Genomic DNA, 20859 nt, shown 5'->3' on the forward strand with positions numbered 1-20859 from the left:
TGTGGGTCAGGCTGAGCCACGGAAATGCAGTTTGTGTTCGAGAACAATGCCTTCGATGGCAGCGTCTGGATTGCGCATGCGCTGCAACAGCAGCTTGGCAGCGGTTTCACCCAGCTGATGCATGGGCTGGGCCACGGTGGTCAGCTTGGGCTGCACCATCGTGCAGAGCTCGATGTTGTCGAAGCCGACCACCGCCACATCGTCCGGCACCGACAGTCCGGCGTTGCGCAAGCCTTGCATGGCGCCAATGGCGAGGGTATCGGAGACGGCAAAAACCGCATCCGGGCGCAGGCCAGCGGCCAACATGTCGGCGATGGCGTCGCGGCCATGGTCGTAGGTTAGACCTTGGGTTGTGATCACCCCCCCGGCAGGCGGTGCCAGTCCGGCAGAGTGCAGTGCATCCAAATAGCCCTTGTGGCGTTGCTGCGAATACAGGAAACGCGTGTCGCTGTTGAGCAAAGCAATGCTGCGGCAGCCCCGCTGGACCAAATAGCTCACCGCGTCGAAGGCCGCGCGGGCATTGTCAATGCCGACAAATGGCACCGCCCCCACGGGATCGAACTCGCAACAAGCCACCCAGCACAGTTCACCGTTTTCGCGGCTAAGCTCTTGCTGGATGGTGGCAGGGTCGAGACAGATCGCGCCATCGGCCATGCGGTTGCGCAGCAGATCGAAATAGGTGCGGTCAGCCCCCACGCCCGAACTGGTGTCGCATAGCAAAAGGTGGTAGCCCTCCGCACGCGCCACGCCGTCGATGCCACGCACAATCTCGGCATAAAAGGGGTTACCGAAGTCGGGCACCATGGTCAACAACAACCGGCTCTGCGCGGTGCGCAGATTCCGGCCTAGAAAATTGGCCCGGTAACCCATCTCGGCGATCACGCCCTCGACCTTTTCACGGGTTTTCGGACGCACGCTGTAGTTGTTGTTCACGACCCGGGACACGGTCGCGGTGGACACACCGGCCCGTTTGGCAATCTCGATGATGGACACCTCAGACTCCCCGCAATCTGGCCAGGGCCAAATACTGACGTAAATGCAACAGCATCCTCACTCCCGCAAGCGCGCCGACTGCAAAGGCGCGAGCATCTCGTAGTGGACGATCTCCACCGGGCGCGACAGCAGCTCGTCTTGCCGCGCGATGAGCGGCTGGATGTAGGGCATAGCGATGTGCTGTTCCAGAATCGCGCGGCTGGCCCAGTTCTCGTAGAACATGAAGGCGTTGGGGTCCTCGGCGCTGACGTGCAACTGGTACTCGATGCAACCCTCCTCGGCCCGCGTGGGGACGATGAAAGACTGCAGCAGTGCTAGCAATTCATCTCGCTTTTCCGGCCGTCCGTGGACGTTACCGATGATGGTGCAACCTGGTTTCATGTTGGGTTTGACCTTATGTTTGGATTTAACGTTTTTGCTGGCTCAGGGCAACCGCGAGAATAATGATGATGCCCCTGGCGATCAACTGCTGGCTGAACTCCAGCCCCATCAAGATCAGGCCGTTGTTGATCATGCCTATCATCAGCGCGCCCATGATTGTGCCAACCACCGTACCGGCACCGCCGAACAGGCTGGTGCCGCCTAGCACGGCGGCGGCGATTACCGACAGTTCATCGCCTTCGCCGAGCTGGAAGCGCCCCGACTGCAGGCGGCCCGCATACAACATGCCAGCGACGGCTGCCGACATGCTGGACAGCATCAGCACCCGCATCTTGATCGAACGGGTGTCGACGCCGCTGTAGCGGGCTGCAGTTTCGTTGCCGCCGGTGGCCAGCACGCGACGACCAAAACCGGTGCGCCGCAGCGCCAGGTGGCCGAACACGCCGAACAGCAACATCCACACCAGTAGCGTCGGTACCGGGCCGATATTGCCACCACCAAAAAGGTAGGAATAGCCAGGCGAAAGGATCGGGATGGCCGCCGTGCCGCTGACCCACATGGCAATGCCCTTGGCAACACCCAGCATGGCCAGCGTGGTCAGGAAGGAAGGAATACCGATCCGGGTCGTCAGCAGGCCGTTGCAAAGACCGACCACCAGCCCGGTAGCCAGACCGGCGCAAACTCCCACCAACGGCCCGGCAGCGTCAATCGCCATGGCCGTGGTCACCGTGGCCAAACCAGCCACCGCGCCGATCGACAAGTCAATCTCACCGGCGCAAAGCACAAAGGTCATAGCCACCGCCATTACCGCGATCATCGCCGTCTGGCGAATGATGTTGAGCAGATTGTTCGGATCCAGAAAGCCCTTGTCGAACAGCGTGAACGAGAAGATTACGAAGATCGCGACAAAGCCAAGATAGATGACGTATTTGCGCCAAGAGGTGGTGAACAGCGCGAACGGGGAAGGCCGCGCGGCCAGCGTGGAAGTGGTCATGGAAATTCTCCTTGCGGTGTGCTGGGTTCAAAATTTAGGGCGCTCTGGCGATAAACGATTTGCCAGGCGTCGCCCAGGTTTTCCTTGTCTACCGACAAAGCCGGCAGTACAACAAAGGCCGGTGCCGCCTTGCCTAGCAGGCCATAGCCCGCCAGCAAAGCCTCGGTCACGCCCTGGTCGTAGACGCGCTGGGCAGCCACGCCGCGCACATTGCCGCCGCGTGCCATGTCGGTAGCCACCTGCTGGCCCAGGTCGATGGTGGTGACCACCAGGTCCGGGCGAGCTGCAGCACAGGCCGCTTCGATCACACCTTGCGCCGGCACATCCCAAACCGCCCAGATGCCCTTGAGCTGCGGGTGCGCGGCAAACATGGCCTGCGCTGCCTGCCGCGCCTGCGCCGCAAAGTCGGGACCGGAAATACCCTGCTCGGCGACGATGCGGATGCCGGAATGCTGCTGGGCCATGGTCTGTTTGAAGGCTTCGTGGCGCTGGCGTGTCACGGAAAACTCGGCCGCGTGGAACACAAGCCCGATCTCGCCCTGGCCCTCCAACGCCTTGGCCATCAGCTGTGCCGAGGCGACCCCGTTGCCGTGGTTATCGGACGAAACGACGCTGACATAGTCCCGCCCGGCCACATGCCCGGCGGGCACGTTGTCCATATAGACCAGTTGGACGCCGCGCTCGGCAGCCCGGCGGTAGGCTGCCGCCGTCGCCACCGGGTCGGTCGGGATCGAGATAATGATCTGCGGATCGAGCGCCAGTGCGGCCTCAATATCCTTGACCTGCTGCTCGGCCTGGAAGCCCGCGTCGCTCACCGCGACCACTTCGATCCCCATGACGGCAAACTGGGCTTTCAGCCCCTCGACCTGGGCACGCGACCAGTCGTTTCCCGCGTAATGCATCACGATCGCCGCCCGGGCCTGCATCGCCCGGATCCGGGCCAGCTCCTCGTCGCTGAGTTTGACATTCACCGACAGTTCCGGGGGCTCTCCGTGCGGGCCGGTGCTGAGTGTCTTGGTATATTGCTGCGCCCGGTTTTGCAGCGCCATCTGTAGATAGCGCTCGGCCAGCAATTGGCGCTCGGCCGGCTGGCTGGCAGGGGCCATCACTGCCTCAAGCTCGCTGCCGGGAATATCGCGCACCAGTTGGCCGTTGGACATGACCACGATGCGGTCGCTTGCAGCCAGCAGCTCGGCGAGCTCGGACGAAAGAATCAGCACCGCCTTGCCTTGCCGGGCCAGCTCGCGGACCAATGCCACGATTTCGCCCTTGCTACCAATGTCGATGCCCGCTGTGGGCTCGTCGAGCACCAGCACGTCCGGGTTGTTGCCTAGCCATTTGGCTATCACCACCTTCTGCGCATTGCCGCCCGACAGCGTGCTGACGGCACTGTCAGCCGAAGCGGTCTTCACGCGCAGCCGCTTGATCAATCCGTCGGCATGTTGTTTAGCCTTGTCGCTCAGCATCCACGAAAACTTGCTGAGCTTGTCGAGTACCGGCAGATGGATGTTCTCAGCCACGCTGTGCGCTGCCACGAAGCCCTGGCGCCGACGGTCCTCGGGGATCAGTGCGATGCCATGGCGGATCGCGTCGCGCGGGCTCTTAATCGACACCGCCTTGCCTTTGATGCGGATCTCGCCGGCAGCCAGAGGATCGATGCCGCACAGCACTCTGACCATGGAGCTGCGGCCACTGCCCAACAGGCCGGCGACGCCGACCACCTCGCCGCGGTGGACCACCAGGTTGACAGTGTTCTGCGGCCGCCGGGTACCAGACACGCCGCGCAGCTCGATCAGCGGTTCGCCCAGCGCTGTCTGCCGGTCAAAGTCGTGGAAGCCGGCCGCGCTACTTCCGACGATGTGCTCAATCATCGACTGCAGCGTGAACGCGCCGATCGGCGCCGTCATCACATGCCGGCCGTCGCGCAGGATGGTGGCTACGTCGGCAATCTTGAAGATTTCGTCCATGCGGTGCGACACGTAGACGATTGCCACGCCCTTGGTCTTGAGCCGCACCACGAAATCGAACAGCCGGTCGGTCTCGGTCGACGACAGTGCCGTGGTCGGCTCGTCGAGGATCAGGATGCTCGGCTGCTGTGACATCGCCTTGATGATCTCGGTAAGCTGCTGCTGGCCAGCGCTGAGTTCGGACACCAATAAACGTGGATCGATGTCGATCCCGAGCTCGCCGAACAGTTCGCGCGCCTGGCGCTCGGCCTCGCCGTCGTCGATCAGGCCCAGGCCGTCGCGCCGCTCGCGGGTCAGAAAGATGTTTTGCGCCACGCTCAGCGTGGGCACCAGGCTCATCTCCTGGAAGATCATCGCGATGCCTGCCTTGCGTGCAGCCTCGGGCGTGTTTTCAACCAGCAACGCCCCACCGACCTCGATCTTGCTGCCCGCGTCGGGCGTGTAGACGCCATTGAGAATCTTCAAGAGGGTCGACTTGCCAGCCCCATTGCCGCCCAGCAACGCATGGATCTGGCCCTTGTGGAAGCTCAGATCGACGTTGTCCAGCGCCCGGATGCCTCCGAACGACTTGGACACGCCGGTCATGCGCACCGCAACGGCATTCGGGGCACTGGCGTTCATGCTGCGATCTCGGTCCACAGGCCGGTTTGGCCAGAGTGCAGGATGGCCTCGGCGATCAGCTCGACGCGGTAACCGTCGTCGAAGTTGGGCGATGGTTGCTGGCCGCTAACGATGGCCTTGCACAAGTCATAGCATTCGACAATCTTGGTCTCGGTGTAGCCAATGCCCAGACCAGGGATCGGCCACAGGCCATCGCCGTAAGGATGCGCCGGGCCGGTGTAGATAGTGCGGAAGCCGCGTACATCGGCCGCATCGTCGGCAAACACCACCTGCAATTCGTCACGGCGTTCGTAATTGAAGACGATGGAGCCGCGTTCGCCATGGATCTCGAAGGTTAAGAAGTTATTCCGGCCGTAAGCATTGCGAGTGGCTTCGATCGAGCCCACCGCGCCGTTGGCGAAGCGCAGCATGGTCAGCATCTCGTCGTCGACATCGACCGCGCCGCGCGGGCCGCTAGCGTTCTTGTCGGCAGCGCCAAGCTTGTCCACGCCACCACTTTGCAGCGGCCGGGTCTTAACGTAGGTATGCGTCATGGCGTTAACCGCGCTGATGTCGCCCACGAGGTAGCGCGCCAGGTCAACCACGTGCGTACCGATGTCTCCCACCGCGCCGGAGCCAGCGATCGTCTTGTTGAAGCGCCAGGACAATGGCGAATCGGGGTCCGCGCTCCAATCCTGTAGGTAGGTACCGCGGAAGTTCAGTATCTTGCCGATACGGCCCTCGGTGATGAACTTATGCGCCAGCGCCACGGCCGGGGTGCGGCGGTAGTTAAAAGCCACCATATGGATCACGCCGGCGGCATTGACGGCGTCGAGCATGCTTTTGCTTTCGGGCGCGGTACGCGCCAGCGGCTTTTCGCAAATGATGTGCTTGCCGGCTTGGGCTGCGGCAATCGCGATCTCAGCGTGGCTGTCGTTGGGAGTGACGATGTCAACAATGTCGATGTCTGGACGGGCGATCACCGCGCGCCAGTCGCTCGATGCTTCTTCGAAGCCAAAGCGCTGGCGGGCGATTTCGGCCGCTGCCGGGTTGATGTCAACCACCACCTTGCGTACAGGGATGGCAGGCGCGGGCCAAAAAAACATGGGCATCGCGGCATAGGCTAGAGCGTGGGCTTTGCCCATAAAGCCGCCACCAATCATGGCGACATTGAGGTTTTTAGTCATGGTTATTTCCTTACTTAAAGTGTGGGCCAGGGACGGCAACTCGCGCATCCCCGTGCAAAACGTTGGTTAGGCTTACTTCATGCTTTTGCGGATGTTGTCTGGCGCGTCCACGTGGTAGACCTGCTTCCACGAATCCAGCACATTGGCTTTGGTAGTAGGAATGATTGGCCAGGCGACAAAAGTCGGAGCCTTCTTGCCCAGCAGCGCATATCCACCAAGCAAGGCCTCAGTCACGCCCTGGTCGTAAGGACGCTGTGCCGAAACGCCCTTGACAAACCCGCCGCGCGCCATGTCGATGGCGACGTTCTGGCCCAAGTCAACGGTAGTGATGATCAAATCATCGCGACCAGCCGCACGGGCGGCCGCGATCACGCCTTCGGCTGGCACATCCCACACTGCCCAAATGCCTTTGAGCTTGCGATTCGAGGTCAACATGGCTCCAGCAGCTTTCTCAGCATCACCCACAAAGTCCGGGCCGCCGATACCTTGCTCGGCAACGATCTTGATGTTCGGGTAAAAGTCGGCCATTACCTTTTTAAAGCCGATGTAGCGCTGGCGCGTTTGGAAGAAGTCGGTCGCAGCGTGGAACACCATGCCGATCTCGCCGCCATTCGGGCCCAGGGCCTGCGCCATCAGGTGCGCAGACGCCACGCCGTTGCCGTAGTCGTTGGGGGAGACATTGCTGAAATAGTCAACGCCCGCCTCCAGGCCCTTGGGGTCATTGCCCATGAAGATGATCTTCACGCCCTGCTTGGCCGCCTTTTGATACGCAGCCCGGGTAGCCACCGGATCGGTTGGGACCGAGACAATGATGTCGGGTTTTTGCACTAACACCGTCTCAATATCGGCTACCTGTTTCTCAGACTTAAAGCCAGCATCGGTGACAGCAATGACTTCGATGCCCATCAACTTGAACTGGGCTTTGAGCCCCTCGACCTGGGCCCGCGACCAGTCGTTGCCGCCGTAGTGCATGACGATAGCAGCCTTGGCCTTCTTGGCTTTGACCTGGTCGATCTCGGCCGCAGACAGCTTGATCTCAGACGCCGGGACCGGCTTTTCGCCACCCGGTCCAGCGGGTGGCAGCATCGTGGCCACTTCTTTCAACGCGCCAGCGGGGTCATAGGCCAGAGCTGGCGCAGTGATGCCCAGCGCCATGACGAAACCAGCGGTGCACAGTGCGGCGCCGAGGCGGGAGACAGAAAATGTTTTCATGGGGAAATCCAAAGGTGAGGCTAGGTGGTTGCAGGGTGAGCGGCGCTGGGTGGTGCCCGGCGCCTTGGGAGATATCACATGACAAAAACGGCTTTTTCGGTCTTGCGTTGGTCGAACAGACTGAAGGCCTGTGGTGCCTCATCTAGGCTGAAGGTATGCGTGGCTAGTTGCTCCAGGTCGATCTTTTTGGAGATCAACAAGTCGGCGAACTCGGCGTATTCGGCGATGCCAAAGTACCAAGAACCCATCAAGGTAATCTGCTTGCGGATCAGTTGTTCGCTGGGGCGGATGGTGGTCTCCTTGGACTCGCCGATGAAGGCCACCTTGCCAAAGGGCCGCACGGCGTCGAGCGCCATGTTCTGCGCCCCCGCATTGCCCGAACAGTCAATGGCCGCACTCAGCCCGTCGCCGTGGCTGAACTCTTTGATCGAGTCCAGCACGCCAACGTCGGTCGGATCTAGGGCTAAGTCGGCACCCAGCTTGAGTGCAAACTCGCGGCGCTCGGCGATGGGGTCGAGGGCAACGACCCGCGCACCCAGCGCCTTTGCCGCCAGAATGCCGCTCGAACCCATCGGTCCCATGCCCCAGATACCCAGGGTGCTAGCGCCCGACAGTTCGAGCTTTTTGCAAGCGCTGTAAAGGGTTCCAAAAGCATCGGTCGAAATCGCCGCAGCGACGAAGCTCATCGCGTCCGGAATGCGCAGGCAATTGCGCTCAGGTACCACCATGTAGTTGGCATTGCCACCGTGGGCCGTAAAGCCAATGCATTTCCAGGTGGGGCACAGGTGAAAGATGCCGCGCCGGCAGGCCGGGCAGGTGCCGCACCCCAGCGCCAGGTGCACCGCCACGCGGTCGCCGACCTTCAGCGTCGAGACCCCAGGACCGAGTTCTTCAACGAAACCGGCTGGTTCATGGCCGCAAATAAAGCGGCCGGGCTCGGCATCCCCCAATAACGCATTGCCGTAATACAGGCTCATATCGCTGCGGCAGATGCAGGAAGCCTTGACGGCGATCTGTACCTCTCCGTGGCCGGGCCGAGGGGGATCGAGCTCGCGCACCACCACCTCTTTATTGCCAGGTAAGTAGACTGCTTTCATACTGTGATCGCTCCAAAAGATCGAATTAAGAACAAGTTCAGCGCAGGCTGCTCTTGATTTTTTCTGTGGCTGGCACGTGGTAAACGGTTTGCCAGGCCTCCAGCACGTTCTGCCGGGTCACTGGCAAGGCCGGCAGGGCTACGTAGGCCGGTGCAGCCTTGCCCAGCAGTCCGTAGCCAGCCAGCAAGGCCTCGGTAACGCCTTGGTCGTAGGGGCGCTGCGCACCCAGGCCCTTGATGAAACCGCCGCGCGCCATATCGATAGCGACGGTTTCACCCAGATCAACTGTGGTGACGATCAGGTCGTCACGCCCGGCGGTGCGCGCCGCGGCGAGTACCCCTTCGGCAGGATCGGACCAGACCGCCCAGATGCCTTTGATCTTGCGGTTCGAGGTCAGCATCGCGCTGGCGGCCTTGTCGGCATCCCCCGTGAAGTCGGGCCCGCCTATGCCCTGCTCGGCCACGATCTTGATCTTTGGGTAGTCGCTGGTGATGGTCTTCTTGAAGGCGTCGTAGCGCTGGCGCGTAACGAAGAAATCTGCCGCGTGAAAAACGATACCGATCTCACCCTCGCTCTTCAGAGCTTGCGCCATCAGGTGGGCAGCGGCCACGCCATTGCCGTAGTTGTCGGCCGAAACAACGCTGACATAGTCCTTGCCGGACTGCATGCCCTTGGGCACGTTGTCCATGAAAACCAGCTTCACGCCCTGGGCCGCCGCCGCCCTGTAAGCCGAGGCCGTGGCCGACGGGTCTGCCGGAATCGAGACAATGATCGAAGGCTTCTGGGTCAACACGGTTTCGATGTCGGCGACCTGCTTTTCAGGCTTGAAACCGGCATCGGTAACGGCAATCACCTTGATGTTCATCTTGGCAAACTGGTCCTTCAGACCGGCAATCTGGGCGCGCGACCAGTCGTTGCCGCTGTAATGCAAGACGATGGCCGCGGTCGCATTCATCGTCTTGATCTTGGCCAGTTCGGCATCGCTGAGCTGCACCACCGAGGCCGGTGCAGGCTTCTCGCCATGGGGGCCCAGACTCTGCACGTTGTCTTTCAACACCGCCAGCGCAGCTGCGGGGTCTACCGCTACAGCAGAAGTGGAAAGGCCGATGAGCACGGCCGACAGGGCCGCAGCAAAAACGGTGGGGATAGAACGTAGCATGAATGTCTCCTTTTATTGTTGTGATGGGTGCCTGTAGGTCCAGGCCTAATTTTTTTGTGTCGCCTCGAAGTCTTGAAAAAACTTGCGCGTGCGCTGGGCTGCGGCCGCTGGTTCGGACCATTCGTCAAGCTCGGTCGTGATCCAACCCTCGAAATTCAGTTCCTCAAGCTTGGCCAAGATGGCGCGCGTGTCGAGGTCGCCCTGGTCCAGTGGCGTGAAACGGAAGGGCGTGCGCTGCCATCCCTTCATGTGCACATAGGTAATGCGGTCGAAGAACTCTTCGATCAGCGCCGGCACGTCAGCGCCACCGGCAGCCAAGTGGGCGGTATCCGGGCAGAAACCGATGTCGGTCTGCGCGAAGATCTTGCGCACCTGCTCGGGGGTTTCGACAATGGTGCTCAGGTGCGGGTGGTAGTGCGCGCTGATGCCATGCTTGCGGGCCACGGCTGCGGCCTGGTTCAGCGCCGCGCCCAGCAGGGCGTAGTCGCCTTCGCGGATACCTGCGGCGCGCTGCGCTCCGCCGCCCAGCACGATGTATTTACCACCGGCTTCTGCGGTGGCCGCCGAAACCCGGTCGATGCGCGCCAGTTCCTCTTCCAACAGATCGGGAAAGATGAAGTTGCAACCGCTGTAAGACGCTACCAGTTGCACCCCGGCCGCGTCCAGCAGGCGACGCAATTCAGCTGGCTGGTAGTCGAGCAGGTTGCCGTCAAACATCTCGACACCATCGAAGCCGGCCTCGGCGATGTCGGCAATGGCGCGCCCCATGTCGCCATAAGTGCGGTAGGTCAGGCGTGTGGCAGACGTGACGCCAACAGCGTCGCCCCCCATCGGGCCCCAGCAGTTGGTTTGATAACCCAGTTTCCAGCGCTTCATCAGAGATCCCCTTCAATTGACAATCGGTTTTAGTAATCGTTTACTTTTTTAGATCCATCTTTTACCGTTTTGATGCGGCTGGGCAGGAACCATCCCATTTCAGCTTAAGTTCCAGCCCACAAAACATGCATTTCTGGAATAAAGTAATCGTTTACTTTTTTACATCAAAGTGAGGAGGAATATTTCCTCCCTACCCCATGCTTGCAATTCAGGCCGCTAACAACACCTCAATCCCAGCAGGTGCGTTGCTCTATGGGTTGTATAGTAATCGTTTACTTTTTTTATTTAATCGGGGTTTTCCCGCGATGGCGAGACTCACCTCAAGCGGCCCGGAGCAAGGCCAGATCGACGTGCGCCGCCATGGCGGCATAGCCTCGGTCTTGCAGATGGAGGTGATCGCCCGAGTCGTATTCCGGCCGTAGCCGGGTCGGCGACTGCGGATCGCGCACGGCCGCGTCGAAGTCGATAACCGCATCAAAATGGCCAGCCTCACGTATCCATGCGTTGACCTGAACGCGCAAACTCTCCTTGGCCGGGTCATAAAAATAGGCAAACGGTCCGTCGGACAAGGCCCCGGCAAAAGGGGTGAGAGTTGCCCCGATGGCGCGCAAACCATGGGCGCGGGCGCGGGCTATCAACTGGCGGTAGGCACTGGTCAGGCTTGCCACGGTGGGCAACGCCCCGGTCGGGTCGAGTACGCCGCCTGGCCAACCGATATCGTTCAGGCCCAGCATCAGAATCAGGGTGTCAACGCCTGGCTGCGCGAGCACATCCCGATCAAACCGCGCCAACGCACTGGAACCCATGCCGTCGGCAAGCACCCGGCCGCCCGAAATACCTTGGTTCAGCACCGCCACTGGCGCTCCACCTGCCGCCTGCAAACGTTCGGCCAACCCATCGGGCCATCGCCGATTAGCGTCGAGCGTGGAGCCGTCCCCATCGGCGATCGAATCGCTCAGCACCACCACCGCGCGCGCCGCAGCCGGGGCATCGACCCACACAGCACTCAGGAATAGGCGCGAAGTGAAGCTGGCCTCGGTAGTCAGCCCAACCTGCGAAACCACGTCGCCAGCGGCAATACAGGCGGTTTGGCGGGCATCGAAATGCATGGTGGAGGTAGGCGTAATCTCGGGCAGGTACAGGCTGATCGACAAGCTGGTCAACGGTGCCACAGGCCATGCCAAAGTGTCGCTGATGGCGATGGCTCCGGGAGGGATCACCGTGCCGCGCTGGCCATCGAAGCGTAGCGCATGCCCCGATCCGGCCACGGTGGCCGAGGGGCTGTGGGCCAAGGCGAGTTCAGCTGCGCCAATCACCAGCGGCCGGTCACCATAGGCATTGGACAGGACGATGCGAACCCGCTCGCCGCCAATGCTGATGCGCGCGGTCTGGCGCAGGGTTTGGTTCCAGAGCTGGCGCGGTAGACCGATGGGAACCGGGAAGCTGGCGGGCCAGACGGGCTGGGGACTGGCGGTCCAGGTAGCCACCCAGGTGTGTTGAGAGCTGGAAGCGAAGTCAGGCGGCATAGGATCGATATTCTTTGGGAATTAAGGAGACACGGTTGTACGACCTTGCGCACGCTTGGGCAGTGATCAACCCCCACCATACTACGCGCGGTAAATGCAGAGATAGGGGCTTACTGCCCCGCGGCACAGGCCGCCCGCTTCAGCCCCGCACCCGCGCAAACACTTTCCAAAACGCCGCATCCTGCGTATTCGCAAAGTTGATGCGCATCAGGCTGCTGGGCTGGCGGTTGGCGTGGAACAGGGCGCCGGGGGCCAGCATGTAGCCCTCGTCCAGCATGCGCTGGGCCAGGGCATCGGTGTCTACGCCGGTTTCGACCCAGCCGAACAGGCCTGCGGGTTCGGAGGCGAAGCTGCAGCCTGCGGCCAGGGCCAGCTTGGTGCTGCGGGTGCGGGCCTGGTCGAGGCGGGCGCGCACGCCTTCCGAATGGCGGCGCAGTTGGCCCTGGTCGATGCACCAGGCCAGGGCTTTTTCCAATAGGGACGGGGTGGTCAATGTGGCCAGCAGCTTGGTGTTGGTGAGGCGGTCCACCAGGGCGGTGGGGGCGGCCAGAAAACCCACACGCCAGCCAGGGGCCAGGATTTTCGAGAAACCGCTGGCGTACAGGGTGCGCTGCAGGCCGTCCAGCACGGACAGGCGGGTGGCGTGTTCGGGGGCCAGGTGGCTGTAGGTGTCGTCTTCCAGGATGTAGAAGTCGTGGGCGTTGGCCAGGGTCAGCACCCGGTGCGCGCTGCCAGGGGTGAGGCAGAAGCCGGTGGGGTTGTGCAGCACGCTCACGCTGACAAACAGCTTCGGGCTGTGCGCCTCGCAGTAGCGGGCCATCACCTCTAAATCCGGCCCGTCGGCGTTGCGCGGCACGGGCAGGATGCGCATGCCCATGGCCTCCAGCCGGGCAAATTCCACCGCCCATCCGGGTTCTTCGACCATCACGCAGTCACCGGAGCGCAGCAGGGTGCGGCTGGCGATGTCCAGCGCGTGGGTGGCGCCCACGGTGGTGATGATCTGCTCGGGCCCGGCCGGTACGTGCAGGCCGAGCAGCTTTTTCGACAGGCTTTGGCGCAGGCCGAGGTCGCCCGCCGGGTCGCCATAGCGGCGCGAGAAATCGGCCGTGCCTGCCGCCACCCGGCGCACCGCGGCGGGCATGAAGCTGTTGGCCAGCCAGTCAGGTGGCAGCACACCCATTCCGGGTTGGGGGGTGTCGCTGTCGCCCTGGAACATGCCGCGCATCAGGGCGGTAGCGTCGATGGGGCGGCGGGGCGGGCTTGCTATGGAATGTGTAGCTTCTCGCGTATGCATATCCTGCGCTGGAGCCCCATTTTGTATAAAGTCTCGCACATAAAAGCCGCGGTTCTTGCGCGCCTCTACCAGGCCCAGCGCCAGCAGCCGGTCGTAGGCCGCCACCACGGTAGAAGCGCTGACCTGGTGCTGCTGGGCGCACTGGCGCACCGAGGGCAGGCGCGCACCGGCGGCCAGCAAGCGGCTGCGGATGCGCTCGGCGAAATGGCTGGCGAGCTGCTCGGTCAGCGTTTGGTCTGCGGTTTTCATCAACATGGTGGTACGTCCTGTGTGCTGGCCTAATGGGCAATACAGTTCACAAACTGAGTCGTTAAAGTGTACTGCCAGTGTGCTGATATTGCCACTACATTGGATATCACCATGCACACCCACACTGCCACCCTCCCCCTGCCGCCGCCCTCGCACCGCAGCGCCGAACGCCGTGGCCTCTGGCTGGGTCTGCTGGGCGTGGTGATTTTTGCGCTGACCCTGCCGATGACGCGCATGGCCGTGGGCACGCCCGAGGTGCCGCAGATGTCCGGGGTGTTTGTGGCCATGGGCCGTGCGACGCTGGCGGGCGGCTTGTCGGCGCTGTTCTTATGGGCCACCCGTGCGCCCTGGCCGCAGCGGCAGGACTGGATGCCGCTGCTGCTGACCATGGCGGGTGTGGTGTTTGGCTTCCCCCTGCTCACCTCCATCGCCATGCGCCATGTGGAGGCGGTCCACGCCAGTGTGATCGTTGGTGTACTGCCGCTGGCCACGGCGGTGATGGGCGCGCTGATGCACCGCCAACGCCCGTCCACCGGCTTTTGGCTGTGCGCCGTGCTGGGCAGCGGGATGGTGGTGACGTTTGCCATGCTGCATTCGGGGCAAGCCGGGCTGCATATCCAGGCCGCCGACGGCCTGCTGCTGCTGGCCATGCTGCTGGGCGCCGTGGGCTACGGTTTTGGCGGGCGCTTGGCGCAGCGCATGCCCGGCGAGCAGGTGATTTGCTGGGTGCTGGTACTGGCCCTGCCCATCACTTTGCCTGTGGCACTGTGGACGCAACCCGAGCAGGCGGTGTCGGTCCACGCTTGGGCCGGTTTTGCCTACCTGGCGGTGTTTTCGCAGTGGCTGGGCTTTTTTGCCTGGTACCGGGGGCTGGCGCTGGGCGGCACCGTGCGCGTCAGCCAGGTGCAGCTGGTGCAGCCGTTTTTGAGCATGCTGATTTCCATCCCACTTCTGGGCGAAACGCTGGATGTGGTGACGCTGGGCTTTAGCCTGGCGGTGATTGCCACCGTCTTCATCGGCAAGCGCATGCCCGTTCGTTGATTTTCAGGAGCCAGTATGGATACCCAACTCTTCGCCGCGCTGACGCTGTTTGCCTTCGTCAGCTCCATCACCCCCGGCCCGAACAACCTGATGCTGCTGGCCTCGGGCGTGAACCACGGCTTTCGCGCCACGCTGCCGCACATGGCGGGCATTTCCACGGGGTTCTTTATTCTGCTGGCCTCGGTGGGCCTGGGGCTGGGCTTGCTGTTTGCGCAGGTGCCTCAGCTCTATCTGGTGCTGAAGTGGCTAGGCGCGGCTTATTTGCTGTACTTGGCCTGGGGCGTGGCCATCGCCGGGGCACCGAAAGATGCCGAGGCTGCCCACCCGCTGGGTTTCTGGGGCGCGGCGGGCTTCCAGTGGGTCAACCCCAAGGCCTGGGTGATGGCCGTGGGCGCGTTCAGCAGCTATGTGCCCGCCCACAGTGGCAGTGCGCTGGTGGTGGGTGCGGCGGCGTGGTTTGCCGTTGTCGGCATCCCGGCCATCAGTCTGTGGGCGCTGTGCGGCAGCCGCCTGCGCCACTGGCTGCGCATTCCGCGCTACCGCCGAATTTTTAACAGCGTGATGGCGGTTTTACTGGTAGCTTCGCTCGCACCGATGCTCGCTTAGCTGACAATCCAACTCCACCCTAATTGCACAAAGTCCCCATGAGCAACCCATCCAACCCCTGGACCCTCGCCGCCCGTACCGAAAAAATGAACTCGTCGGTGATCCGCGAAATCCTCAAGGTCACCGAGCGCCCTGGCATCATCAGTTTTGCGGGCGGCCTGCCCTCGCCCAAGACCTTTCCGGTGGCCGAATTTGCGGCGGCCTGCGAAAAGGTGCTGCACGAAGACGGCAAGGGCGCGCTGCAGTACGCCGCCAGCGAAGGCTACGGCCCGCTGCGCGAGATCGTGGCCGCGGGCCTGCCCTGGAACGTAGAACCCGCCCAGGTGCTGATCACCACCGGCTCGCAGCAGGCGCTGGACCTGATCGGCAAGGTACTGATCGACAAGGATAGCAAAGTGCTGGTGGAAACACCCACCTACCTGGGCGCGCTGCAGGCCTTTGCACCGATGGAACCGGCCGTGGTGGGCGTGGACTGCGACGACCAGGGCGTGGACCTGGACGACTTGGCCCGCAAAGCCGCCGGAGGGCGCTTTTTGTATGTGATGTCCAACTTTCAGAATCCCACCGGTCGCACCATGCCCGAAGCCCGCCGTGCCGCGCTGATCGAACGCGCCGCCGCCCTGGGCCTGCCGCTGGTGGAAGACAACCCCTACGGTGACCTGTGGTTTGACGCGCCACCACCGCCACCGCTGACTGGCCGCAACCCCGACGGCTGCATCTACATGGGCTCGTTCTCCAAGGTGCTGGCCCCCGGCCTGCGCCTGGGCTACGTGATCGCCCCCAAGGCCATGATGCCCAAACTGCTGCAAGCCAAGCAGGCCGCCGACCTGCACAGCCCCAGCTTCAACCAGCGCATGGTGGTGGCGGTGATGCAAGATAACTTCCTGGCCCGCCACGTACCCACCATCCGCACACTGTACAAAGCCCAGCGCGATGCCATGCTGGCCGCGTTGACCCGCGAAATGCCTGCGGGCGTGACATGGAACACCCCCGACGGCGGCATGTTCCTGTGGGCCCGCTTGCCCGAAGGCGTGCACGCCGTGGACCTGCTGCCCAAGGCGGTGGACAAGGGCGTGGCCTTCGTGCCCGGCACCGCTTTCTATGCCGACAACGCCGATCCGCACACCATCCGCCTGTCGTTCGTGACCGCCAGCGTGGAGCAGATCAACATCGGCATCAAAGCCCTCGCAGACGCGATGAAATAAGGCTCCCCCCCAGGCTGCAGTGCTTCGCATCTTTCTCCAACCCCCATGCAGGGGGCGATACCAGTGGCCTGGCAAAGCCAGTTCCACGGTATCCCTGGGGGGGCGTTCAGCCTGTTGCGCCGCGCTTGAATACCCGCATTGACCCGACTCACCATGACTCCGCATACCCGCCCCTTCCAGCAAGTCGACGTTTTCACACCCACCCCCTACCAGGGCAACCCGCTGGCGGTGGTGCTGGACGGCGCGGGCTTGAGCGATGCGCAGATGCAGCGCTTTGCCAACTGGACGCACCTGTCGGAAACCACGTTTCTGCTGCCACCCACCGACGCGGGCCGGGCGGCGGGGGCGGATTACCGGGTGCGCATCTTCGACCCGAAAAGCGAGCTGCGCTTTGCCGGCCACCCCACGCTGGGCAGCTGCCATGCCTGGCTGCAGGCGGGTGGCCAGCCGCGTGCGGCCAAGATGGTGGTGCAGGAATGCGCCGTGGGGCTGGTGCCGATCCGCCGAGAAACCCACGCACAAGGCGATCGCCTGCTGTTCGCTGCTCCAGCGTTGAAGCGCAGCGCGCCCAGCGCCATGGTGCTGGCCCAGGTGGCCGCCGCGTTGGGCCTGAAGCCGCGCGACGTGGTGGCCGCGCAGATGCTGGACAACGGCCTGCCCTGGCTGGGCATCTTGCTGGACAGCCCGCAAACCGTGCTGCAACTCACTCCCGACCACCTGGCATTGAAAAACACCGGCATCACCGTAGGCGTGGCCGGGCTGTACCCGGTGGACGATGCACCCCAGCTCATCGCCCGCTCCAGCCGGGAGGCCCGCGCCTTTGGCCGCAGCGCGCCCGTAGATACCGCTGCCGAACCGCAGATGGAAGTGCGCGCCTTCGCCGCCGCGGTGGACGTGCTGGAAGACCCCGTCACTGGCAGCCTGAACGCCAGCCTGGCCCAGTGGCTGATAGCAGACGGCTATGCGCCCGAACAGTACCTTGTGAGCCAAGGCACCTGCCTGGACCGCGCGGGCCGGGTGCACATCGAACGCGATGCGCAAGGCCAGGTATGGGCGGGCGGCGCATCCGTCACCTGCATCCACGGCAGCGTGCTGTTGTAAATCAATATGCTCCTAAAAAAATAGCATCCTGCGCAGGTAATATCTGCGCAGGATGCTATTTTTCTATGTAAAACCGTCCAGCGTCAAACGCACAGTCCCGGTAGGTTCTTGCACACCTTGTGCCCCAAAACTGCGTTCTATAACCTGCACTCGGTCGCGTGCATGGTGCACCAGCGTGCTGGCGCGGGTGCCGTAATGCGGCGCGCAGATGAAGGCGGCAGACAGGGTGCGTTCCAGCGCCAGGCTAACCCCGGTGGTGGGCAGCTCGGCATCGTCGGCCACGTGGGTGTCGGCCAGCAGCGGCCACAGGTCTGCCTCCAGCGCCGGGGAGATGGTCGCTGACTCTGCCGCCTGGTGGGTGTGCAGTGCGCTGGCGAAGCCGCTGCGCAACCGCACCAGCTTGGGCCAGGGGGTGTTGAAGTCGGCGTTCGACACCGCCCACACGCCGGACGCTGGCTGGAAATGCCGCCGCTGGCGGCTCTCGAATGCCACCAGTTGCTGGCCGTCGAACAACAATAGGTTGAAGCCATTGAAGGCATCCGATGTCGCTGCTAACTGCTGCGCAAAATCGTCGACGCTCAGGCCGCTGTGCAGAAACGCCGTGACGATGCCGCCGCGCGTGGGCGCATTCGCACGCATTGCCGCCGGGTCACGCACATTGGTCAGCGCCGCCAGCCGCCCGCTGGGCCGGTGCACGCCCATCCAGGTGCCGCCGCCCTGCAAATCCTGCCCCGCCACTGTGTGGCCGTCGGCCCAGGCGTGCAGCGCCAAGGTGGGGCGCGCATAGAACTCATCGCGGTTGGCGGCAATGGTCAGCGGCGCGCGGGCACCGGGTTGCCATTGGAAGGCCAGAAGACACATGCCTGGCAGGGTGGGTGGCTGGGTGGGCTGGCGACCTCAGGTCAGCGAAAACCGCTCGCCCGGCAGCGCATCTTTGGGATTGGGCCCAAACCGGTTGGTGCCGGGCTGGCTGTCGCGCACGCTGAACACCAGCAGCACGATGGCACCCACGATGGGGATCAGCGCAATCAGCAGCCACCAGCCGCTGCGGTCCACATCGTGCAGCCGCCGCACCGCCACGCCCAGCGAGGGCAGCAGCATGCCGATGCTAAAAATACCCGACAACACCCCCATGCCTGCATGCCGGTTGTACGAGCCCGCCAAGCCGTCGGCAATGCCCAGCACGATAGAAATCAGGCCGTAAAACAGAAAGAAGTACCAGTACTCGCTGCGTTGCGCGCGTCCCGAAAAGACGGCGTATTTCTTCAGGGCTTCGACAAACCAGTCCATCTTTTTCTCCCACTGCATCCAGGCGAAATGCCTGCTGAAATTATGGCTGGATTGGGGCAGTTTTCTTTGTGATGCATGACCTAAATCTGCGGCCGCATGCTATCAAAAACATAACTATCTACGCATACAGAATAAGCGCTAGCGGGCTGTTTGTCTTATAAATTCGGCAACACCATCGGGTGTGCCTTCGCCGCCACATCGCGCCATGCGGCGTGGTCGGTGTATCTGCACTGGATGCAGGGCCCAGTCACGGTGAAGGGCATGGCCCGGTTATTTCAGCTCGATCTCGATAAACACAAACTCGTAGCTGTTGGCATTGATGACGTTGTGCGCCACCCCGGCCGGACGGGTGTACGACAGCCCCGCCGTCAGCTGCACCTCGCGCACGCCGCCGGGCTCCTCCAGGCGCAGCACACCGGTGGTCAGCGGCACCACGACGTAGTCCATGGCGTGTACGTGGAAGCCGGTGTCGGCCCCCGGCGCAAACCGCCATTCGGTGACGGTGGTGCGGTCGTTGTCGATCTGTACGGTGGGGATGGCGTGCATAGTCGGTGGATGGACAGTGTGGGCACTGGCAAGCGAAAAGCTTGCCAGCGCAGGCAGCGAACTCAGGTATCCAGCCCGCCCAGGCAGATGTACTTTATTTCCATGAACTCATCCAGCCCGTACTTGGACCCCTCGCGGCCCAGGCCCGACTGCTTGACACCACCAAACGGCGCTTCGGCGGTGGAGATCAAACCGGTGTTCACGCCCACCATGCCCGACTCGATCTGCTCGGACACGCGCATCACGCGGCCGATGTCGCGGCTGTAGAAGTAGGCAGCCAGGCCGAACTCGGTGTTGTTGGCGCGTTCAATGACTTCGGCCTCGGTATCGAACACGAAGATCGGGGCCAGCGGGCCGAAGGTTTCGTCCTGGGCGAACAGCATGTCTTCGGTGGCGCCGCCAATGACGGTAGGTTCAAAGAACAGGCCGCCCAGTGCGTGCGGCTTGCCACCGGCGAGCACCTTGCCGCCCTTGGCGATGGCGTCGGCGATGTGCTCTTTCACCTTGGCCACGGCCTTGGCGTCGATCAGCGGGCCCTGGGTGCTGCCAGCATCCACGCCGTTGCCGACCTTCAAGGCATTGACCTTGGCCACCAGCTTGGTGGTGAAGGCTTCCAGCACGCTGCGCTGCACGTAGATGCGGTTGGCGCACACACAAGTTTGGCCGGTATTGCGGTACTTGGAGATCATCGCGCCGTCCACGGCGGCATCCAGGTCGGCATCGTCGAACACGATGAACGGCGCGTTGCCACCCAGCTCCAGCGACAGCTTCTTGATGGTATCGGCCGACTGGCGCATCAGCGTGCGGCCGACTTCGGTGGAGCCGGTGAAGGTGAGCTTGCGCACGATGGGGCTGCGCGTCATCTCGCCGCCGATCTGGCTGGCGGAGCCGGTCAGCACCGACAGCAGGCCCTTGGGCACCCCGGCGCGGTCGGCCAGCTCGGCAAAGGCCAGGGCCGAATAAGGCGTTTGCGTGGCGGGCTTGACCACCATGGAGCAGCCTGCGGCCAGCGCCGGACCGGCCTTGCGGGTCAGCATGGCGGTGGGGAAGTTCCAGGGCGTGATGGCTGCCGTCACCCCGATGGGCTGCTTGATGGCCAGCAGGCGGCGGTCGCCGGTGGGGGCAGGGATGGTGTCGCCGTAGATGCGGCGGGCCTCGTCGGCAAACCACTCGATGAACGATGCCGAGTAGACGATTTCGCCCTTGGCTTCGGCCAGCGGCTTGCCCTGCTCGGAGGTGAGGATCAGCGCCAGGTCGTCCTGGTGCTGCAGCATCAGGTCGTTGAGGCGGCGCAGGATGGCGGCGCGGTCTTTGCCCGACACATTGCGCCAGGCGCGCTGGGCCGCTTCGGCGGCGGCAATGGCGCGCACGGTTTCGGCTGTGCCGCACATCGGCACGGTGCCCAGCACTTCGCCGGTGGCGGGGTTGGTCACCGGCACGGTTTCACCGTTGTCGGCATCGACCCAGGCACCAGCGATGAAGGCCTGCTGGCGCAGCAGGGTGGGGTCTTTGAGGTTCAGAGTGGTAGTCATCAG

19 protein-coding genes are annotated in these 20859 nt (G+C 63.1%); 4 read left to right on the forward strand and 15 right to left on the reverse strand.

Annotated elements, in window-relative coordinates; genetic code table 11:
• Nucleotides 1-6: 6 nt before the first annotated feature.
• The 11 genes from AC097L_RS07035 to AC097L_RS07085 all read right to left on the reverse strand — a co-directional run bounded on the left by AC097L_RS07035 (nt 7) and on the right by AC097L_RS07085 (nt 13541).
• Nucleotides 7-993: a LacI family DNA-binding transcriptional regulator gene (locus tag AC097L_RS07035; RefSeq protein WP_479585551.1), complete on the reverse strand. Its 987-nt coding sequence runs from the start codon at nt 991-993 to the stop codon at nt 7-9.
• A 57-nt stretch (nt 994-1050) separates the two neighbouring features.
• Nucleotides 1051-1374: a putative quinol monooxygenase gene (locus tag AC097L_RS07040; RefSeq protein ID WP_479585552.1), complete on the reverse strand. Its 324-nt coding sequence runs from the start codon at nt 1372-1374 to the stop codon at nt 1051-1053.
• A gap of 25 nt (nt 1375-1399) precedes the next feature.
• Nucleotides 1400-2368 carry an ABC transporter permease gene (locus AC097L_RS07045; protein WP_479585553.1) on the reverse strand — a complete coding sequence of 323 codons (969 nt, stop codon included), beginning with the start codon at nt 2366-2368 and terminating at the stop codon, nt 1400-1402.
• Complete coding sequence (locus AC097L_RS07050; protein WP_479585554.1) at nt 2365-4956, reverse strand: ATP-binding cassette domain-containing protein; 2592 nt, start codon at nt 4954-4956, stop codon at nt 2365-2367. Before AC097L_RS07050 ends, AC097L_RS07045 begins: the two co-directional genes overlap by 4 nt.
• On the reverse strand, nt 4953-6122 hold the full coding sequence (locus AC097L_RS07055) for a levoglucosan dehydrogenase (protein WP_479585555.1): 1170 nt from the start codon (nt 6120-6122) through the stop codon (nt 4953-4955). Before AC097L_RS07055 ends, AC097L_RS07050 begins: the two co-directional genes overlap by 4 nt.
• Nucleotides 6123-6194: 72 nt before the next feature.
• Entirely contained in the window at nt 6195-7334 is a 1140-nt protein-coding gene (locus tag AC097L_RS07060) for a substrate-binding domain-containing protein (protein WP_479585556.1), read from the reverse strand.
• Nucleotides 7335-7408: 74 nt separating this feature from the next.
• Nucleotides 7409-8431, reverse strand: coding sequence for a zinc-binding dehydrogenase (locus AC097L_RS07065; protein ID WP_479585557.1), 1023 nt, complete (start codon nt 8429-8431; stop codon nt 7409-7411).
• 37 nt (nt 8432-8468) lie between these two features.
• Nucleotides 8469-9590 carry a substrate-binding domain-containing protein gene (locus AC097L_RS07070; protein WP_479585558.1) on the reverse strand — a complete coding sequence of 374 codons (1122 nt, stop codon included), beginning with the start codon at nt 9588-9590 and terminating at the stop codon, nt 8469-8471.
• A gap of 45 nt (nt 9591-9635) precedes the next feature.
• A complete protein-coding gene (locus AC097L_RS07075; RefSeq protein WP_479585559.1) occupies nt 9636-10466 on the reverse strand; it encodes a sugar phosphate isomerase/epimerase family protein in 831 nt (276 codons plus the stop codon).
• Nucleotides 10467-10786: 320 nt separating this feature from the next.
• Complete coding sequence (locus tag AC097L_RS07080) at nt 10787-11992, reverse strand: SGNH/GDSL hydrolase family protein (RefSeq protein ID WP_479585560.1); 1206 nt, start codon at nt 11990-11992, stop codon at nt 10787-10789.
• A 139-nt stretch (nt 11993-12131) separates the two neighbouring features.
• Nucleotides 12132-13541 carry an aminotransferase-like domain-containing protein gene (locus AC097L_RS07085; protein WP_479585561.1) on the reverse strand — a complete coding sequence of 470 codons (1410 nt, stop codon included), beginning with the start codon at nt 13539-13541 and terminating at the stop codon, nt 12132-12134.
• A 105-nt stretch (nt 13542-13646) separates the two neighbouring features.
• Between AC097L_RS07085 and AC097L_RS07090 the strand changes: the two genes are divergently transcribed.
• The 4 genes from AC097L_RS07090 (at nt 13647) to AC097L_RS07105 (ending at nt 17488) form a co-directional block, all read left to right on the forward strand.
• Nucleotides 13647-14576, forward strand: coding sequence for a DMT family transporter (locus tag AC097L_RS07090; protein ID WP_479585562.1), 930 nt, complete (start codon nt 13647-13649; stop codon nt 14574-14576).
• Nucleotides 14577-14591: 15 nt separating this feature from the next.
• Nucleotides 14592-15182: a LysE family translocator gene (locus AC097L_RS07095; RefSeq protein WP_479585563.1), complete on the forward strand. Its 591-nt coding sequence runs from the start codon at nt 14592-14594 to the stop codon at nt 15180-15182.
• 38 nt (nt 15183-15220) lie between these two features.
• Complete coding sequence (locus tag AC097L_RS07100) at nt 15221-16387, forward strand: aminotransferase-like domain-containing protein (protein WP_479585564.1); 1167 nt, start codon at nt 15221-15223, stop codon at nt 16385-16387.
• Between the two features lie 153 nt (nt 16388-16540).
• A complete protein-coding gene (locus tag AC097L_RS07105) occupies nt 16541-17488 on the forward strand; it encodes a PhzF family phenazine biosynthesis protein (RefSeq protein WP_479585565.1) in 948 nt (315 codons plus the stop codon).
• A gap of 63 nt (nt 17489-17551) precedes the next feature.
• On the opposite strand, the gene AC097L_RS07110 is transcribed toward AC097L_RS07105, so the two are convergent.
• The 4 genes from AC097L_RS07110 to AC097L_RS07125 form a co-directional block, all read right to left on the reverse strand.
• Nucleotides 17552-18349 carry an NRDE family protein gene (locus AC097L_RS07110; RefSeq protein ID WP_479585566.1) on the reverse strand — a complete coding sequence of 266 codons (798 nt, stop codon included), beginning with the start codon at nt 18347-18349 and terminating at the stop codon, nt 17552-17554.
• 36 nt (nt 18350-18385) lie between these two features.
• Nucleotides 18386-18778 carry a DUF805 domain-containing protein gene (locus tag AC097L_RS07115; protein ID WP_479585567.1) on the reverse strand — a complete coding sequence of 131 codons (393 nt, stop codon included), beginning with the start codon at nt 18776-18778 and terminating at the stop codon, nt 18386-18388.
• A 270-nt stretch (nt 18779-19048) separates the two neighbouring features.
• Nucleotides 19049-19324: a cupin domain-containing protein gene (locus AC097L_RS07120; protein ID WP_479585568.1), complete on the reverse strand. Its 276-nt coding sequence runs from the start codon at nt 19322-19324 to the stop codon at nt 19049-19051.
• A gap of 62 nt (nt 19325-19386) precedes the next feature.
• A complete protein-coding gene (locus AC097L_RS07125) occupies nt 19387-20856 on the reverse strand; it encodes an NAD-dependent succinate-semialdehyde dehydrogenase (RefSeq protein ID WP_479585569.1) in 1470 nt (489 codons plus the stop codon).
• Between the last annotated feature and the right edge of the window lie 3 nt (nt 20857-20859).

It is taken from the genome of Rhodoferax sp. RT5P35 (genome assembly GCF_056521385.1).

What these genes read in the sequence shown, in the direction of transcription:
- AC097L_RS07060 (WP_479585556.1), bottom strand. Translation starts at nt 7,334, where the DNA reads ATGAAAACATTTTCTGTCTCCCGCCTCGGCGCCGCACTGTGCACCGCT.
- AC097L_RS07045 (WP_479585553.1), bottom strand. Translation starts at nt 2,368, where the DNA reads ATGACCACTTCCACGCTGGCCGCGCGGCCTTCCCCGTTCGCGCTGTTC.
- AC097L_RS07040 (WP_479585552.1), bottom strand. Translation starts at nt 1,374, where the DNA reads ATGAAACCAGGTTGCACCATCATCGGTAACGTCCACGGACGGCCGGAA.
- AC097L_RS07125 (WP_479585569.1), bottom strand. Translation starts at nt 20,856, where the DNA reads ATGACTACCACTCTGAACCTCAAAGACCCCACCCTGCTGCGCCAGCAG.
- AC097L_RS07080 (WP_479585560.1), bottom strand. Translation starts at nt 11,992, where the DNA reads ATGCCGCCTGACTTCGCTTCCAGCTCTCAACACACCTGGGTGGCTACC.
- AC097L_RS07055 (WP_479585555.1), bottom strand. Translation starts at nt 6,122, where the DNA reads ATGACTAAAAACCTCAATGTCGCCATGATTGGTGGCGGCTTTATGGGC.
- AC097L_RS07070 (WP_479585558.1), bottom strand. Translation starts at nt 9,590, where the DNA reads ATGCTACGTTCTATCCCCACCGTTTTTGCTGCGGCCCTGTCGGCCGTG.
- AC097L_RS07120 (WP_479585568.1), bottom strand. Translation starts at nt 19,324, where the DNA reads ATGCACGCCATCCCCACCGTACAGATCGACAACGACCGCACCACCGTC.
- AC097L_RS07110 (WP_479585566.1), bottom strand. Translation starts at nt 18,349, where the DNA reads ATGTGTCTTCTGGCCTTCCAATGGCAACCCGGTGCCCGCGCGCCGCTG.
- AC097L_RS07100 (WP_479585564.1), top strand. Translation starts at nt 15,221, where the DNA reads ATGAGCAACCCATCCAACCCCTGGACCCTCGCCGCCCGTACCGAAAAA.
- AC097L_RS07095 (WP_479585563.1), top strand. Translation starts at nt 14,592, where the DNA reads ATGGATACCCAACTCTTCGCCGCGCTGACGCTGTTTGCCTTCGTCAGC.
- AC097L_RS07115 (WP_479585567.1), bottom strand. Translation starts at nt 18,778, where the DNA reads ATGGACTGGTTTGTCGAAGCCCTGAAGAAATACGCCGTCTTTTCGGGA.
- AC097L_RS07050 (WP_479585554.1), bottom strand. Translation starts at nt 4,956, where the DNA reads ATGAACGCCAGTGCCCCGAATGCCGTTGCGGTGCGCATGACCGGCGTG.
- AC097L_RS07105 (WP_479585565.1), top strand. Translation starts at nt 16,541, where the DNA reads ATGACTCCGCATACCCGCCCCTTCCAGCAAGTCGACGTTTTCACACCC.
- AC097L_RS07075 (WP_479585559.1), bottom strand. Translation starts at nt 10,466, where the DNA reads ATGAAGCGCTGGAAACTGGGTTATCAAACCAACTGCTGGGGCCCGATG.
- AC097L_RS07085 (WP_479585561.1), bottom strand. Translation starts at nt 13,541, where the DNA reads ATGTTGATGAAAACCGCAGACCAAACGCTGACCGAGCAGCTCGCCAGC.
- AC097L_RS07065 (WP_479585557.1), bottom strand. Translation starts at nt 8,431, where the DNA reads ATGAAAGCAGTCTACTTACCTGGCAATAAAGAGGTGGTGGTGCGCGAG.
- AC097L_RS07090 (WP_479585562.1), top strand. Translation starts at nt 13,647, where the DNA reads ATGCACACCCACACTGCCACCCTCCCCCTGCCGCCGCCCTCGCACCGC.